23 protein-coding genes are annotated in these 12,915 nt (G+C 33.2%); 17 read left to right on the plus strand and 6 right to left on the minus strand.

Annotation, left to right across the window (positions count from 1 at the left end):
* Nucleotides 1-9: 9 nt before the first annotated feature.
* From CVD28_RS00385 to CVD28_RS27625, 3 genes are all read left to right on the plus strand, one after another.
* A complete protein-coding gene (locus CVD28_RS00385; protein WP_101590274.1) occupies nucleotides 10-456 on the plus strand; it encodes a hypothetical protein in 447 nt (148 codons plus the stop codon).
* 21 nt (nucleotides 457-477) lie between these two features.
* A complete protein-coding gene (locus CVD28_RS00390; protein ID WP_101590275.1) occupies nucleotides 478-675 on the plus strand; it encodes a hypothetical protein in 198 nt (65 codons plus the stop codon).
* An 81-nt stretch (nucleotides 676-756) separates the two neighbouring features.
* Nucleotides 757-909, plus strand: coding sequence for a hypothetical protein (locus CVD28_RS27625; RefSeq protein ID WP_219621171.1), 153 nt, complete (start codon nucleotides 757-759; stop codon nucleotides 907-909).
* 191 nt (nucleotides 910-1,100) lie between these two features.
* Here CVD28_RS27625 and CVD28_RS00395 read toward each other — a convergent pair whose 3' ends face one another.
* Nucleotides 1,101-1,859, minus strand: a complete 759-nt coding sequence (locus tag CVD28_RS00395) for a nuclease-related domain-containing protein (RefSeq protein ID WP_180953814.1) — start codon at nucleotides 1,857-1,859, stop codon at nucleotides 1,101-1,103.
* Nucleotides 1,860-2,029: 170 nt separating this feature from the next.
* On the opposite strand from CVD28_RS00395, the gene CVD28_RS00400 reads away from it, so the two are divergent.
* Nucleotides 2,030-2,980, plus strand: a complete 951-nt coding sequence (locus tag CVD28_RS00400) for a hypothetical protein (protein ID WP_101590277.1) — start codon at nucleotides 2,030-2,032, stop codon at nucleotides 2,978-2,980.
* A 59-nt stretch (nucleotides 2,981-3,039) separates the two neighbouring features.
* Here CVD28_RS00400 and CVD28_RS00405 read toward each other — a convergent pair whose 3' ends face one another.
* The gene (locus CVD28_RS00405) at nucleotides 3,040-3,624 is read right to left on the minus strand and encodes a hypothetical protein (protein ID WP_101590278.1); all 585 of its coding nucleotides are present in this window, start codon (nucleotides 3,622-3,624) and stop codon (nucleotides 3,040-3,042) included.
* 162 nt (nucleotides 3,625-3,786) lie between these two features.
* On the opposite strand from CVD28_RS00405, the gene CVD28_RS00410 reads away from it, so the two are divergent.
* The 12 genes from CVD28_RS00410 to CVD28_RS00465 all read left to right on the plus strand — a co-directional run bounded on the left by CVD28_RS00410 (nucleotide 3,787) and on the right by CVD28_RS00465 (nucleotide 10,022).
* Nucleotides 3,787-4,290 (plus strand): Panacea domain-containing protein, encoded by a 504-nt coding sequence (locus CVD28_RS00410; RefSeq protein WP_101590279.1) that lies wholly within the window; start codon nucleotides 3,787-3,789, stop codon nucleotides 4,288-4,290.
* A gap of 20 nt (nucleotides 4,291-4,310) precedes the next feature.
* Entirely contained in the window at nucleotides 4,311-4,511 is a 201-nt protein-coding gene (locus CVD28_RS00415; RefSeq protein WP_101590280.1) for a hypothetical protein, read from the plus strand.
* Complete coding sequence (locus CVD28_RS00420) at nucleotides 4,426-5,517, plus strand: ADP-ribosylglycohydrolase family protein (RefSeq protein WP_257985717.1); 1,092 nt, start codon at nucleotides 4,426-4,428, stop codon at nucleotides 5,515-5,517. Before CVD28_RS00415 ends, CVD28_RS00420 begins: the two co-directional genes overlap by 86 nt.
* Nucleotides 5,511-5,870, plus strand: coding sequence for a hypothetical protein (locus CVD28_RS00425; protein ID WP_101590282.1), 360 nt, complete (start codon nucleotides 5,511-5,513; stop codon nucleotides 5,868-5,870). Before CVD28_RS00420 ends, CVD28_RS00425 begins: the two co-directional genes overlap by 7 nt.
* Nucleotides 5,871-5,905: 35 nt before the next feature.
* Complete coding sequence (locus tag CVD28_RS00430) at nucleotides 5,906-6,346, plus strand: hypothetical protein (protein ID WP_101590283.1); 441 nt, start codon at nucleotides 5,906-5,908, stop codon at nucleotides 6,344-6,346.
* Nucleotides 6,347-6,366: 20 nt separating this feature from the next.
* Entirely contained in the window at nucleotides 6,367-7,182 is an 816-nt protein-coding gene (locus CVD28_RS00435; RefSeq protein WP_101590284.1) for an ATP-grasp domain-containing protein, read from the plus strand.
* Complete coding sequence (locus CVD28_RS00440) at nucleotides 7,179-7,481, plus strand: hypothetical protein (RefSeq protein WP_101590285.1); 303 nt, start codon at nucleotides 7,179-7,181, stop codon at nucleotides 7,479-7,481. Before CVD28_RS00435 ends, CVD28_RS00440 begins: the two co-directional genes overlap by 4 nt.
* A gap of 91 nt (nucleotides 7,482-7,572) precedes the next feature.
* Complete coding sequence (locus tag CVD28_RS00445) at nucleotides 7,573-7,971, plus strand: hypothetical protein (protein WP_101590286.1); 399 nt, start codon at nucleotides 7,573-7,575, stop codon at nucleotides 7,969-7,971.
* 71 nt (nucleotides 7,972-8,042) lie between these two features.
* The gene (locus CVD28_RS00450; RefSeq protein WP_101590287.1) at nucleotides 8,043-8,399 is read left to right on the plus strand and encodes a hypothetical protein; all 357 of its coding nucleotides are present in this window, start codon (nucleotides 8,043-8,045) and stop codon (nucleotides 8,397-8,399) included.
* 11 nt (nucleotides 8,400-8,410) lie between these two features.
* The gene (locus tag CVD28_RS27630; RefSeq protein WP_180953815.1) at nucleotides 8,411-9,079 is read left to right on the plus strand and encodes a hypothetical protein; all 669 of its coding nucleotides are present in this window, start codon (nucleotides 8,411-8,413) and stop codon (nucleotides 9,077-9,079) included.
* 103 nt (nucleotides 9,080-9,182) lie between these two features.
* A complete protein-coding gene (locus CVD28_RS00460) occupies nucleotides 9,183-9,659 on the plus strand; it encodes a hypothetical protein (protein WP_101590288.1) in 477 nt (158 codons plus the stop codon).
* 21 nt (nucleotides 9,660-9,680) lie between these two features.
* On the plus strand, nucleotides 9,681-10,022 hold the full coding sequence (locus tag CVD28_RS00465) for a DUF3846 domain-containing protein (RefSeq protein WP_101590289.1): 342 nt from the start codon (nucleotides 9,681-9,683) through the stop codon (nucleotides 10,020-10,022).
* A gap of 47 nt (nucleotides 10,023-10,069) precedes the next feature.
* Here CVD28_RS00465 and CVD28_RS27635 read toward each other — a convergent pair whose 3' ends face one another.
* From CVD28_RS27635 to CVD28_RS00480, 4 genes are all read right to left on the minus strand, one after another.
* On the minus strand, nucleotides 10,070-10,246 hold the full coding sequence (locus CVD28_RS27635) for a hypothetical protein (protein ID WP_180953816.1): 177 nt from the start codon (nucleotides 10,244-10,246) through the stop codon (nucleotides 10,070-10,072).
* A gap of 170 nt (nucleotides 10,247-10,416) precedes the next feature.
* Nucleotides 10,417-10,734: a hypothetical protein gene (locus CVD28_RS00470; RefSeq protein ID WP_101590290.1), complete on the minus strand. Its 318-nt coding sequence runs from the start codon at nucleotides 10,732-10,734 to the stop codon at nucleotides 10,417-10,419.
* A gap of 59 nt (nucleotides 10,735-10,793) precedes the next feature.
* Nucleotides 10,794-11,195: a hypothetical protein gene (locus CVD28_RS00475; protein ID WP_101590291.1), complete on the minus strand. Its 402-nt coding sequence runs from the start codon at nucleotides 11,193-11,195 to the stop codon at nucleotides 10,794-10,796.
* A gap of 143 nt (nucleotides 11,196-11,338) precedes the next feature.
* Nucleotides 11,339-11,869: a hypothetical protein gene (locus CVD28_RS00480; RefSeq protein WP_101590292.1), complete on the minus strand. Its 531-nt coding sequence runs from the start codon at nucleotides 11,867-11,869 to the stop codon at nucleotides 11,339-11,341.
* Nucleotides 11,870-12,050: 181 nt separating this feature from the next.
* Here CVD28_RS00480 and CVD28_RS00485 point away from each other — a divergent pair, with 181 nt between their 5' ends.
* A complete protein-coding gene (locus CVD28_RS00485) occupies nucleotides 12,051-12,851 on the plus strand; it encodes a TIGR02452 family protein (protein ID WP_257985718.1) in 801 nt (266 codons plus the stop codon).
* Nucleotides 12,852-12,915 lie beyond the last annotated feature (64 nt).

Below are 12,915 nucleotides of genomic sequence, written 5' to 3' on the forward strand. Positions count from 1 at the left end.
GTTAAGAGTATGCTGGTAAAAGAATTGTATGAATTGGTGAAAAGCGGTAAACACCCTATTGTGAAGTTTAATGAGAAAACACATGAATTTATTGAAGAGTCCCTTGACCCTCAAATGATGGGTAAAATCATTGGAGTAACACAAGAGTATGAGGACAGTTACCGATTCCGTTTAGATATGAATGGATTTGAAGCTCACAATCAATCTGTTGCTCAACAGGATTGGAGAGATAAAGAAGGAGTACCTTGTCTAACTTGGTTTGAAGTGGGTCGTTATCCTGCAGATGGAATTGAAGCAGTGTATCTCCCTGTGGATGCAAAAGCTCCTCTTGAAATCGTAGAGGAAGATTCTCTATTTGGAGAATATATCTCTGAAAAAAGTGATAAAAGCTATGTAGAGTGGTTAGAAGAAATGGTGAATCGCTGTCGAAAAAAGAATGGAAATAAACCTGAATAAAATAGAAGGAGTCAATTAAAAGTGAAGAATAAATATATCACATTGTATAAAGCCCCTTATGGAGTTGTAAAAGGTATGCTGAAAGACGAAATGACCTTTGAAGAAGCAGAGAAGTTAGGAAAAGATTATTGCCAAGAAAAAGGTTTTGGATATGTCGGAACATATACAGAAGACACCGTAGAACAAGCACATGAAGAAGTTATCCAGGGCATCCGATAAAAAGGGTGCTTTTTCTTTGATAAAAACCTTATTTTTTAACTATAAAGATAAAAAGAATGAAAAAGGGGGTTGATGAAAAATATGAATAAAAACTATGTTATTTATTACGAAATGCCACCAATGAGAGCTATCATGCACCGACCAGTGGTAGCGGAGAGTGAAGCTGAAGCAGTAGGAAAGTTGAAAGCACAGATTCAAATGCCGATTAAGATTCGTAAAGTAGAAGAGCAATAGAGAATATCAGAAAAAGAATGCACACAAAAAGAGAACTGGAATGAACCAGTTCTTTTTTATCTTTACTAACTATCAATACAGTTGTGAAACAAACACGTTATGTTAAAAAACAAGAAGAAATAGGTATTAATATCATAAATATACAGAAAAGATTCATACTTTCTCATACCTTCAAAAAATGATTCCTTTTATTAGAAAGAACCGATAAGTTCAATTGCTCCTTCAATCAAAAAGGTAGCGTAAAAAACAATTGTTAGAATCAATATACGAATCATATAAAGAAAATGCTTCTTTGCTTTATAAAAACGAATTTTTCTACGGTTTACCTTCGTGTCAATCAATAGATTGGAAGCCTCTATCTCTTGAATAACTTTTGCAGAGATAGAATCTTGTAGATAGTTATTTCCTTCTCCTCTTATCATTTCTTCTTTTAAATTCTTCAAATAGAGAACATTTGGGATAAATTGCTTCATCTTACATTCATCATGAGCAAATACAACAATAGAATAGATGGGGATAGTCTTCATATTTACATGTATTTTCTTGCCTATCCTTTTACAGAATTTCTTAAAAAACCTCATATGATATTGACTTTCCAATAAAGGATTCCAAATCCTACATTCTTTCCCATATAGGTGCTGAACCCATTTCTTTTGTTGGACACTCCCCTTTATCCACCCTTTAGTGTTCTTGGTTTCAATGAGATAGATGCCTTGTGGGGATAGTACAATATGGTCAAATTCAACGGTGTTCCCTCTATTATCTATAAGTAAGACATTGTTTTTAACAGAATAGATGTCAGGAAGAGTATCCAGTATTTCTTGGACTGCTTTTTTCCCTTCTCTTTCAGATAGCTCAATTGATAGTTGTTTCGCTCTTCGTTTGTGACTATATATGGAAACGATTCTCCACAAAAGGAGTAACGAAACCAACCCTATAAGGATATACATGAGGTTCATTCCTCCTTTCAGACTTTTATCATTATAGAAGGCAATGACCCTAATTATGTAAGAACAGAAGAGGTAAGACAGGGGGAGGAAACGTCTTTATTGTAAAAAATAATTTACATAAATGAAAATAAATGATACAATTGAATTATGATGCATGAGGGGGAAACATAATGGAATATTCTACATTGATAAAGAAAGTCTTTGCAAAGAACAATGGACTTACAATTACACTATTTAAAGAACCATTCTTTACAGATAGATTGCATTTAATGGAAAGACAGTTCGGGGCTTATACGAAGTGGGTTGCTTTCACAAAAGAATTAGAAGCATTTTCACAAGAACAGGATTATTTGGAACATAACAATAAAGTTCGGGATATGGTCATTCATTTTGTGAAACAGCATAAAGAGTATGAAAATTTTATTCAATGCAATATACAAGAACGCTTTCCACTTGAACGATTACAAATTCCGACTAAAAGTGTATTCCGAAAAGAAAACACAGGAAAAACGCTTTTAAGTATTGATTTAAAGAGTGCTAATTACACAGCTCTACGTGCATTTCATCCATCATTGGTTGCAAATACTAATACGTATCAAGAATTTATCTCTCAATTTACGAAAGAAGATAGCATATTGCACTCCAAACATATGCGACAAGTCATTTTTGGCAATCTGAACAATAAACGATTAGCTCATATTGAGTCGTACTTTGTCCAACAACTGCTTCCAGTAATTACAGAACATTTTACTGTGGATGATATTGTAGCTTTTATAAAAGATGAAGTAGTGTTAGATATTACAGGAAAAGAAGAAAAGGTAAGTACATTTGTTCAAGACTTGTTATCTAATGCGGAAAAACTTGATATCCATTTGGAAGTGCAACAATATATCCTAAAGGGGATTACCTCTTTTAAAAAAGGGGAAGAAGTGTTTGAAGAATTTTATCTGAAAGATTTCGAGAATGGACAAGTGGAATTCAAAGGCGTGTCATCCCTTTATTATCCTATGGTGCTTCGTGCTTATTATGGAGAAGAAGTAACGAATAGTGACCTTACATTCTTCCATGAAGGATACTTGGCTCAATTTACAGAAGATATTCATTTCTTTATTCAAAAATAGGTATCTAATTAAAGAGCATAAAAAAGAGAGTAGATAATTTTATCTACTCCTTTTTTGTTTTACATTAAGTGTTCCCATTGGAATCTCGATTCGTTTAGTTCTACTTTTGGTCTATCCTTTAAAAGAGTTTGAACTTTTTCCTTTTTATCGTTAAGTTCAACAGGTAATTGCAACACTTCAATAAGTCGCTTAAAAGCAATAAAATCTTCTTGTGAAATAAAGATAGCAGTAACGGTATCGTACACATGTAACTTCATATATGACTGTTCTTTACAATCTCCAACTAAACAAAAATGCTGACATGTATCAAAGAAGTTAGTAAAAGCTGTCTCCATAAATGCTTCTTCTTCATTCTCTGGTCTGCGTCTGCAACATCCAAATTGAAATTCACGAAGAATATCCATTTCTCTTTCTACCCAAACCGTTTCCCATTTTGCTCCTTTAGAAATCGCATGGTCAATTGCTTCTGTAGAAGCATGATTAGTCGTAAGAAGTGGGTAAAACGTGCCGATACCTTCCATATCCTTTACATCCAATTCAAAATGCTGGTCATTCCCCATTAACCCCATTTGTTCAGAAGTAATCTCGAAAGTTCTCGGTTCTTTAATCACATCTGTAATGATTAATGCTTTTGCCTTTTCCATATATATCTCTCCCTATAAACAATTTGTTTAAATAAACTACTTATTTTTGAAACTTGTTATATTATAAACAACTTTCATTTGCTTCATAAGTAAAATATAATTTACTAAAAAAATAATCTATGGTATAATAAAATGAGAAAAAACGCTTTGAGAAGGGAAGAAATGGATGTGAAAGAAGAAAAGAGTTATGTTTTCAACAGTATTCATACGGTAGCAAAATACTTACATTTCTTATCACCAGCTATTTCCCCTGTTAAACTTCACAAAAGTTTATACTTTTTGTTTGCTTATTATGGAGCGTTATATGCGAATAAAGAAAAAGAAGGGGTTTCAGAGAAAAAAGAAAGCACTCCTTCCATGTTGTTTGAAGCAGAGTTTGAAGCGTGGACATATGGTTCAGTGAATCGAGAGGTTTATCTTCAAAGCAAAGAAGAAGGTTACTTTAGCGAATCGGAAATTGAAGAAGCGGTGGAAATCGTTCATCAACATATAGAAGCAAAACAATATATCAATGAAATGTTTGAACAAATGAACGCTGTGAGTGATTTTGGTTTGATAAGTAGAAATAAACAAGATAAAGCATGGAAAGATGCTTATGAAGAAGGAAAAATACATGTCATTAACCAAGAACAGTTGATTCAAGAATATCAAGAACGATACCTTTAAAAGAGAGGGGCGATACTCCTGTGAGGATAGGTGATTGGATTTTCGATACCAGAAATGGTGATATCTTTAAAATCGAACAAATTTGGGGCGAATGGCTTCTTCATGATGACTGGATAGACGCAGGAGACGTTTCCTTTGTGGAAGATTGCCGAAGAGCAACCAAAGAAGAAATTAAAAGAGGAAAATCAAAACGAAAAATGCCTCAAAGAAAAGGGGCGTAAAAATATGTTGAATCCATTAAATCGTTTAAAAAACATAACAGGGAAGTCAAAAAATGCGTTTCATGAACAAGTGATAGGGAGTTTAATAGGATTTACAGTGGGTGATGCTCTTGGCGTTCCTTTAGAGTTTCAATCACGTCAGGAAGCTCAAGGAGTTTCCGACATGAGAGGATATGGAACACATGGACAACCTAAAGGTAGCTGGTCAGATGATAGCTCTCTTACTTTTTGTTTAGTAGAGAACCTGATTGAAGGATATGACATAGAAAAGTTAAAAAATAGCTTTTGTGAATGGTACTATTATGGCTATTGGACACATGATGGAAAACTTCCTTTTGACATTGGTCAATCTACTTTTAAAGCTCTTTCTAAAATAAAAGCAGGAATTTCTAAAGGCGAAACAGGAGAATCAAGCGAAAAAAGCAACGGAAATGGCTCTCTTATGAGAGTTATGCCATTAAGTTTCTACCTAAAACATACTCTTTCCCCAAATGATAAATTCCCATTCATTGAAGAAGTATCAGGTATCACACATGCTCATATCCGCTCTAAAATTGCTTGTAGTTTTTATGTGGAATTCGCTATCCAACTACTTCATGACATACAACCAAAAGAAGCCTATCAAAAGACAGTTCGTATTATTACAGATTATTATACTCAACAAGGATTTGCTGATGAATTAATCTATTTTGAACGAATTTTGCAACAGGATATTTCTCTTTTAGAAAAAGAAGATATAGAAAGTAGTGGGTACGTTATTCATAGCTTGGAAGCTACGTTATGGTGTTTTTTAAATCACTCTACTTATCGTGAAGTCGTTTTATCAGCGATACAATTAGGTGGAGATACGGATACCATAGGGGCATTAGCAGGAGGATTAGCAGGAATGTATTATGGATATTCTACGATTCCTTCTAAATGGGTAAGAAAAATAGCAAGAAAAAATGACATTGTAGATTTATCAAATAGATTTTATTTTTCCCTAAAGGAGAGGACAAAATGCTAACAAAAGAAATTAGAGCTTTTGGAAGAGCTTTAACGATTGGATGTGACGGTAAGTGTGAAAAAGCATTTGGATTAAATGGAAGACCTTCTGTTCAGTTAAGTGACGATGAAGACGATATTTGCTGGTTAGCCGATGACGAAGTGGGGATTGCTCCTACAACTGGAAAGACCGTTATTACGTCAGAAGGTGGAGACATGAAGCCTCACCCTGCTTTTTCAGGAGATAAATTAAATAAATGGTGTTATCGGGAATGTGAGCGTTGTGCTTCTGCTGAAATAGGTGAAGAGCTAAAAGTAAAAGATTTTAGCGTCAGAAGATACAATATGCCTTCTAAACATGGAGTGGAACAATAAAGATTAAAACAAAACAACTTTAGAGGTGAAAAGGCGTGTTTAACAAACAAAAGAAGGTAACAGTAAAGTTTTCGCATGAATCGGAAGGTTTTTCAGGAACATCTACAAGTATCCCATTAAATGAAGGGAAATTAGTTGAGTATTTAAAAGATAGTCTTGACCGTCATGGACAAGTCGTGATTCGGCACATATCAGATGACAATGAAATGGTTGTTACGACTTCAAGAACAATGGAATATCGGGATAAAGAAGGTCGAATAGAAGAATTAAATGAAGTGATACGAAGTTATATCAATAGTCAGGCAATTTCAATGGAATCTCATGCTGTGTTTGTGAATGGGGTATTAAAAGGAGTATTTGGAAATGAAGCTCATGCTCGTCTCAAAAAGAGTAATTTAATTAGTAAAGGAGCTTCTGAAGAAAGTGTTTCTATTAAACCTCTTCAAATTAACAGCTTTCAAGACTTTGAAGCCTGATAATAGGGAGTTGGGTAGTAATGAAATGGTTAGTCCAAGAGTTCTTAAATAATGGTTCAAATATAGTAAGGATTATCAATGCTTTAGAACATTGTCATGTGGACTACTTACTTGTAAGAGTAAACAAAGATAGTAGCTTAACGGTGTTAGATAAAGCAGATAAACTTCCTATGGATAAGTCGGATTCTATCTTGCAAGATTTTATTTCAAATGAAGCTATTATGGTATATGGCTCTAAAGCTTTTGCTAAGATAGCAACTGAAATGGGCTTAGAGCCTGGTTCTTTTATGAATGAGAAATTTGAATTTGAGATTTTCCGAGAAGCATTGGGAGATGAATTGTTAAACCATCACTTTATGATAGGCGAACTTTCGGAGCTTGAACCCATAGCAGAAGAGTTCTTTATACGACCTACTGGAAATACGAAGTTATTTACTGGTATGAGAGTAACAAAAGAGGACTTTTTATCTTGGAAAGAGCGTGAAAATAGAGAAAATAGCCCTTATATCGGACAATCTTTAATGATTTCTCCTATACAAGAAATCAAAGCGGAATATCGCTTTTTTGTGGTCAATCAAGAGGTTGTAACAAGTTCAAGTTACAGAGTAGGGAATAACACTGATATTACTCGAAAACCTTCTAAAGCGATTCTTCAATATACAAAAAAGATAGTAGATAAATTTCCATTAGCCAAGGCTTTTGTTATTGATATAGCCGAAACGGATAAGGGATTCAAAGTTGTTGAGTACAACAATATCAATACGTCTGGTCTATATGGTTGTGATGAAAACGCCATTATTCAGGCTATTAACAAACTAAAGGAGGATAAAAGATGAAAAAAATTATCATTCAATTTGATTATTCAAATGATAAGTCTCTATCGTATATGGAGGTTTTAAGAAATATTGAAATACAAACACCTATCATTTATACAAATTGCTTAGATTTCTTTAGTTTTTCTTCTTTAGATAAAGGCTATGATGTTCAAGTTGAAAAATCAAATGGAGATTATATTGTATTATCGGAGTTATTGCAAGATGAAGATAACCTTTATACAAGAAGACATATCCGTAAAGGACATGATGCACGAAAACTTTTGCTATCTAATGAATTTAATTTTAAATCAAAAGCATAGTGAGTAATACAACGCTATATTCTACTTCAAATCATAAAAAGATACTTAGTTAGATTTATAAATTATACAAACAAAAAAGGAGAGGAATTGTTTGCAAGAACATACAACAAACCCACAATGGGTAATGGGATATAAAGAAATGAAAAATTTTATGCACAATGAATTGGGAATTACAAAAGATGAAATGAAGGATATTTTTCATAAGATTGCTCGTGAGGAAATAAAAGAAGCAGTTGGTCAAAATGGTGAATTTATACGTTATGCCATTAAAGAGATTATTCGTGAAGAAATGATGTTTGCGATTCAACAAGAAAATTATCCACGAATGAGTCGAAATATTTACGATTATTCTCGTAATTCTCAAAGTCCATTTACTAAATTTATTTCTGATATTCTAAAAGAACAAATTATTGAAATGCTACGAAGTCAATTCAATGTAGATTTTAATATTCAAAAGAAAGAGAAAGACGAAGAGGAAGAGAAAGAATAGATTTCATATGACCTATAGCTCACTACATTAGTGGGCTATTCTTATCTATAAGAAAAGGAGAAGCACTATTCATGAAAGAGATAAAAAAGGGTACAACTTATGAAGAGATAGTAAAAGGTATTTCAGGTGAAGTTATTTATATTAACCCTACTGATAGTGTTACAACCATTAATCCATTTGAAATACTCAATGAAAGTGAAAAAGAAGATGCTCTTCAGAGAAGGGTAGCTGATATGCAACAATTGATAAAAGTCTTAAAAGAAGAAAGTTTAACGGATGTAGAGGAAAATACAATTGAAAAGATACTATTATCCAAAGAAACACATACCGTTCGTAGTTTTTATCAAGATTTAATTCAATTAAAAGAAGAGGGGCAAGAAGGTTTAACTTTCTTGATTCAATTCTGCAAAAGTATGTTGGGAGAATAAGGAGAGATTGTATGAGTAATTTCAATGATAACATCTTGACCGTTTGGTTAGTGCAGTTAGGGAAACTCTATTATGCTGGTGGTTTAACCAGAGAACCTTACAACGATGAATCGTTTAGTTTTGAGTTCGTAAAAGACGAAGAAGTAGCTTTTTCTATTCTTTTTGAGGAGATAGCGGAAAAAATTGCTGAAAAGTGTGGGGGAACGGTTGTAAAAAGAGAACTTTCCCATAAGGAACTTTCCAAAAGAGAAGATAAGCATGATGCCTACATGAGAAGTGAGGGAGAAATCGTAGAAGAAGTACGTAAACGAGCAATGTTGGAACATATCCAAGAACAAAAGAAAGAAACTACAAAAAAAGATAAGATGGTTCAAATCGTTGCCGATAGTTTCTTGCTACCATTCATTCATAAAGGAAATACAGAGTTTGATTATTCCAATGGTGTTTTCTATGCAGGAGTTGTGGGAGAGAGGCTTGAACGAGCAGAAATTCAGCCTAAAAAAGAAACAATGGTAGAATTGATAGAAAAAATAGCAAAAGCAGATAATCAAGTTTTTGATTCGATAAATCCGCTTATCAAAGTTGTCCAGCATCCTGCAGTCTATATGACCGCTCAATTAGATACCATTAAAAATGAGGAGCTAAATGCAACAATTTTGATTAAAAAGGAATGTTTTTAATAACAAAGAGTAAGAAAAGAGGAAATGGAGAGATTCATTTCTCTTTTTTGTGTCAAGAATGAAAAGTATAATAAAAAGAGAGAGTTTAAAAAGGAGAAAGGACATGAATGAAATCACAAGGATTTTATCGGAAGAAATTAAAATCTTTCTAAAAGAGTATCAGTTGCAAAAACCGCTCTATATCAATTCTGGACATTGCAAAACTTTTTCAGAGAGAGTAAAAAGAAAGTTCCCAAAAGCAGAAATTATTCATGTTGACCAGTTTTATCAAATGCCGACTATGTATGCCATTGATTACACAAATTTCAATAATGTAGGAACATGGCGATATAAAAAGTTAGCTCAACTGAACAATGGAAATAACACAATTCCAAAAGTATTTGATAAACTATTGATGACACCTTTTCATCAATGGATTTATTATGAAGGAAAACACTATGACGCTGAAGAAATAAATGGGGTAGAGAATTTATTTGACCTCCCATATTTTCAAGATTACATAAAAGCAGAGGAAAATCCAGAAAGTACATTGATTGAACGAACCAACAAGGAATCTTTACGAAGAATGATAGGGATATAACAGAATAAAGGAGAGAGAAAAATGGAAAAGTGGAAAGTAGTAGCGGTTGAACCAGAAAAAGAACCTTATGAAGCAGAAATGACATTTGGAGAAATTCAACGGTTTGTAGGAGGAGATGCAGAGCAAATCGCTTTATATGACGATAAAGTGGCATTGGCAAATGAAGAAGGAAGACTTAAAAACTTAGAGCACAATAGACATATGATACTGCAGGATAAAGGACATCTCCCTTTAACCATTCTTGGGAACTTTGTAGTTGTTAAATCAGGAGAGCAAGAGTATGAAAGTCTGAATGAAGAAGAAGTAAAAGAAGCTAAGTTTATATATCGAAGCACCAGCAAAGACGCAACCATTTTTATATAACAACAAAAAAGAAGCAGGGAATCAATCCTTGCTTCTCTTTGTATCAATTACCAACCAACACTCATGACGTAAAATTTCCCTGGATTGTCTTCCCCATAAATTTGACGAAACCGTTGTAGACCAGCAGACCAATTATCTGCTTCTACATAAAGGTCATTCTCGACACCATAGTTGAAGTATTTGATATGAACGCAACCTTCTGTACTGTGAATTGATTTTCCCATAAATAAATTCCTCCCTGTATAAACCTATATATAAAATATCCTGCTTTATAAAAACTCTTATATTATAGATAAACAAAAGAGTTTTTATAAAAAGCTAAATTTGAAAAAAGAAAAAAGAGCTACTAATAGCTCTTATTCTCTAATGTGTCATCCCTTCATACACTTTACGATTATTTTCGATATTCTTCTTTAGGGATAAATCTCTTCGCCCAACCAGGATATTGTAGTCTTACATTGACAATGTGACCATTTTGACAGCAAACACTAATATCTCCATTACTTGATTTAGTAAGAGAAACAACAGGCAAAATGTTTCCACCTGAAAACTCAACATAATCTCCTACTTTACAAGGAAATTCCACTAACTTTTCTTGTTCTTCCAGTTGTTTGTATCTTTCTAATTCCTCTAATGCCTTCAATAATTCATTAGAATCTTGACCATGTAGACCTGTTTGCACTATTTCTTTTAATTCCTGTATTGTTTTCATGTTTTTTACCCTCTTTCTCCTCATTTTTTACCTTTTTATGATTGATTTGTGATTTTTCTTTATGTGAAAAGAATTTCTTTTCCAGTGTAATACCCTAATTGACCAGTAATCTCAAAAGGAGTAATCGCTTTAAAGTTTAAATGGCGAGTATTCATGGCTTTACCATTTTCACTAAGAGACGTTGTAACATGAATCACATCAGCCCCACGATAATAAGGAATTAGCTCCTCTGGAAGAGCGACTTTAAATCCACTATTCTCTTCATTATTTCCATATCCCACTACCATAAGGGAAAAGGTTTTATTCATAACAGAGAGAGGGAATAGTTCTTCTGGTCGGAATTGAAAGGTGATGTGCTGATTAGGCGTTTCTTTCTCTAATCGCTTTTCCCCTTCATATTCTTTTAATCGAATAACACTTTCTTCATCAAGAAAAAATCCTTTATAAATAACCTTTGTCATTTGTATCTTCTCCTTACTTAAATAAAGTTTTGTTTTAAACACCTATTTTATGAAAACTTCTTATATTGTAGAGATTTCTTGTATCCTTCATTCCAATAAAAAAGACCTTTAAGTTCACCTATGTACATGAAAAAGAGAAAGCCTTAAAGAGCTTTCTCCTTTAAAAATGATTCTTCTACTTCAAGAGGGACATTTTTTCCATCGAGAGCAAGAACTAACTTAATAAATGAATGTTTATCAAAGTAATTTTGTTTGATAAAGAATAGATTCGTTGATGTGTGTATAACGAGCAATCGGTTAGTCCCTTTATTAGAATTGAAAAACCATGAGATACGATTATCTTTAAATGGAGCAAGAGGAAGATTATCTTTTCCTTCAAAAGACTCAATATAAGAAAAGTCACCGATATAGGCTTTTTTAATATCTTCATAAGGAACTTTTGCTACTCCATTGATATTGATAAAAGAATCTTTCACTTTTACTGTAAAAGCAAGGAAATAGAAAGCAACCGCAATCAAAATAGCAATTCCAAAACATGTAAATAGAAGGTCAAAATGAATGGTTTTTTTTGCTACTTCACTCAAATAGATTGGATAAAGAAGTGGAATCAGTCCTAAGAAATATCCAATCGTTGAAAACCCTTTTTGTTTTAGGGTGAATTCGTTCGTTTTCATTACAATTTCTCCTCTTTTCTGTAATGTATGAATAAGTTTATATTTGATATATAGTATTCTTCAATTGTGTTTATAGTTATTATAATGTATAATTTAGACTAAAGTCAATGAATTTAGACAGAATTTAAAGGAGAGAAAAAGAATGAATCGACAACAAGCTATGCAATATGGAGAAGAAACAATGGAGATTATCAAAAGAGGGGAGTATTCGATAAAAGGAAAAACTGTTTCTATTTTAAAAGAATTGAATGACAGTATTTATGGTTCTGCTCTATACAAGCCCGAAGAATTAGATGAACTATTGAATCAAGAATTCCAAAACCAAATAGAATCTACAGTGATAGAGGTAACAGGAGAAACGACTTTAGAGGCTTCTAAGAGGCTTTTAGACGAAGGATATATTCAGGTGTCAGCCTTGAACTTTGCGTCTGCTAAGAACCCTGGTGGTGGCTTTTTAACAGGAAGTAGAGCACAAGAAGAAAGTATCGCAAGGTCTTCTGGATTGTATCCAGCTATTGCTCAAATGAAAGAAATGTATGATTACAATAGGGGAAGAAAAACAGGAATGTATTCAGATTACATGATTTTCTCACCAAAAGTTCCAGTGTTCCGTCACGATAAAGGGTATCTTTTAGAAAAACCTTATTTATTATCGGTCATTACTTCTCCTGCTGTTAATGCTGGTATCGTAAGAGAAAGAGAAAAAGAAAAAGTAAAAAACATTAATGAAGTTATGTTGGTAAGAATCAAAAAGATTTTAGCCATTGCAAAAGCACAAAAACAAGAAGCCTTGGTATTAGGGGCATTTGGTTGTGGAGTTTTTGGAAATAATCCAGTGGCAGTTGCCAAACTCTTTAAAGAAGCATTAGAAGATGCCTCTTTTAAAAATCAGTTCAAAAAGATTGTATTTGCAGTTTATGAAGGCACTCCACAAAAACCAATGCTTTCCACATTTAAACAATCGCTTCAAATACGAAAATAAGAAGGTGCAATGCACCTTCTTTTTATATTTTCTTGAACATTTTATGTTTAGAACCTTTTTATAA

Source organism: Bacillus sp. M6-12, from assembly GCF_002860285.1.
Classification (GTDB): Bacteria; Bacillota; Bacilli; order Bacillales; family DSM-1321; genus Peribacillus.

Coding starts and splice junctions, on each gene's coding strand:
- CVD28_RS27635 (WP_180953816.1), bottom strand. CDS start 10,246: ATGGGAAAATCAATTCACAGTACAGAAGGTTGCGTTCATATCAAATAC.
- CVD28_RS27625 (WP_219621171.1), top strand. CDS start 757: ATGAATAAAAACTATGTTATTTATTACGAAATGCCACCAATGAGAGCT.
- CVD28_RS00480 (WP_101590292.1), bottom strand. CDS start 11,869: ATGAAAACGAACGAATTCACCCTAAAACAAAAAGGGTTTTCAACGATT.
- CVD28_RS00450 (WP_101590287.1), top strand. CDS start 8,043: ATGAAAGAGATAAAAAAGGGTACAACTTATGAAGAGATAGTAAAAGGT.
- CVD28_RS00425 (WP_101590282.1), top strand. CDS start 5,511: ATGCTAACAAAAGAAATTAGAGCTTTTGGAAGAGCTTTAACGATTGGA.
- CVD28_RS27630 (WP_180953815.1), top strand. CDS start 8,411: ATGAGTAATTTCAATGATAACATCTTGACCGTTTGGTTAGTGCAGTTA.
- CVD28_RS00385 (WP_101590274.1), top strand. CDS start 10: ATGCTGGTAAAAGAATTGTATGAATTGGTGAAAAGCGGTAAACACCCT.
- CVD28_RS00440 (WP_101590285.1), top strand. CDS start 7,179: ATGAAAAAAATTATCATTCAATTTGATTATTCAAATGATAAGTCTCTA.
- CVD28_RS00400 (WP_101590277.1), top strand. CDS start 2,030: ATGGAATATTCTACATTGATAAAGAAAGTCTTTGCAAAGAACAATGGA.
- CVD28_RS00405 (WP_101590278.1), bottom strand. CDS start 3,624: ATGGAAAAGGCAAAAGCATTAATCATTACAGATGTGATTAAAGAACCG.
- CVD28_RS00410 (WP_101590279.1), top strand. CDS start 3,787: ATGGATGTGAAAGAAGAAAAGAGTTATGTTTTCAACAGTATTCATACG.
- CVD28_RS00395 (WP_180953814.1), bottom strand. CDS start 1,859: ATGTATATCCTTATAGGGTTGGTTTCGTTACTCCTTTTGTGGAGAATC.
- CVD28_RS00485 (WP_257985718.1), top strand. CDS start 12,051: ATGGAGATTATCAAAAGAGGGGAGTATTCGATAAAAGGAAAAACTGTT.
- CVD28_RS00435 (WP_101590284.1), top strand. CDS start 6,367: ATGAAATGGTTAGTCCAAGAGTTCTTAAATAATGGTTCAAATATAGTA.
- CVD28_RS00475 (WP_101590291.1), bottom strand. CDS start 11,195: ATGACAAAGGTTATTTATAAAGGATTTTTTCTTGATGAAGAAAGTGTT.
- CVD28_RS00470 (WP_101590290.1), bottom strand. CDS start 10,734: ATGAAAACAATACAGGAATTAAAAGAAATAGTGCAAACAGGTCTACAT.
- CVD28_RS00465 (WP_101590289.1), top strand. CDS start 9,681: ATGGAAAAGTGGAAAGTAGTAGCGGTTGAACCAGAAAAAGAACCTTAT.
- CVD28_RS00460 (WP_101590288.1), top strand. CDS start 9,183: ATGAATGAAATCACAAGGATTTTATCGGAAGAAATTAAAATCTTTCTA.